We start from the raw sequence: 1330 nt of genomic DNA, 5'->3' as shown, positions 1-1330 counted from the left end.
CTCCCATGGTGTGACGGGCGGTGTGTACAAGGCCCGGGAACGTATTCACCGTAGCATTCTGATCTACGATTACTAGCGATTCCGACTTCATGGAGTCGAGTTGCAGACTCCAATCCGGACTACGACGCACTTTTTGGGATTCGCTCACTTTCGCAAGTTGGCCGCCCTCTGTATGCGCCATTGTAGCACGTGTGTAGCCCTACTCGTAAGGGCCATGATGACTTGACGTCGTCCCCACCTTCCTCCGGTTTATCACCGGCAGTCTCCCTGGAGTTCCCGACATTACTCGCTGGCAAACAAGGATAAGGGTTGCGCTCGTTGCGGGACTTAACCCAACATTTCACAACACGAGCTGACGACAGCCATGCAGCACCTGTCTCTCAGTTCCCGAAGGCACAAGACTGTCTCCAGTCTCTTCTGAGGATGTCAAGAGTAGGTAAGGTTCTTCGCGTTGCATCGAATTAAACCACATGCTCCACCGCTTGTGCGGGCCCCCGTCAATTCATTTGAGTTTTAATCTTGCGACCGTACTCCCCAGGCGGTCTACTTAACGCGTTAGCTCCGAAAGCCACGGCTCAAGGCCACAACCTCCAAGTAGACATCGTTTACGGCGTGGACTACCAGGGTATCTAATCCTGTTTGCTCCCCACGCTTTCGCATCTGAGTGTCAGTATCTGTCCAGGGGGCCGCCTTCGCCACCGGTATTCCTTCAGATCTCTACGCATTTCACCGCTACACCTGAAATTCTACCCCCCTCTACAGTACTCTAGTCTGCCAGTTTCAAATGCTATTCCGAGGTTGAGCCCCGGGCTTTCACATCTGACTTAACAAACCACCTGCATGCGCTTTACGCCCAGTAATTCCGATTAACGCTCGCACCCTCCGTATTACCGCGGCTGCTGGCACGGAGTTAGCCGGTGCTTCTTCTGCAGCTAACGTCAAATGATAGTGCTATTAACACTACCACCTTCCTCACTGCTGAAAGTACTTTACAACCCGAAGGCCTTCTTCATACACGCGGCATGGCTGCATCAGGCTTGCGCCCATTGTGCAATATTCCCCACTGCTGCCTCCCGTAGGAGTCTGGACCGTGTCTCAGTTCCAGTGTGGCTGATCATCCTCTCAGACCAGCTAGGGATCGTCGCCTTGGTGAGCCATTACCTCACCAACTAGCTAATCCCACCTGGGCATATCCTGACGCGAGAGGCCCGAAGGTCCCCCTCTTTGAGCCGAAGCTATTATGCGGTATTAGCCATCGTTTCCAATGGTTATCCCCCACATCAGGGCAATTTCCCAGGCATTACTCACCCGTCCGCCGCTCGACGCCGTT

Annotated in this window: 1 rRNA gene; it reads right to left on the bottom strand. The window is 53.8% G+C overall.

The features are described from left to right. Positions 1–1330: ribosomal RNA gene (locus IX95_RS25395) — 16S ribosomal RNA — on the bottom strand; the annotation flags it as partial.

Source organism: Vibrio sp. B183 (assembly GCF_000740665.1).
GTDB classification, from domain to species: domain Bacteria; phylum Pseudomonadota; class Gammaproteobacteria; order Enterobacterales; family Vibrionaceae; genus Vibrio; species Vibrio coralliilyticus.
Note: the sequence above shows the minus strand (reverse complement) of the source record. Positions and strands in the feature narration are given on the sequence as shown.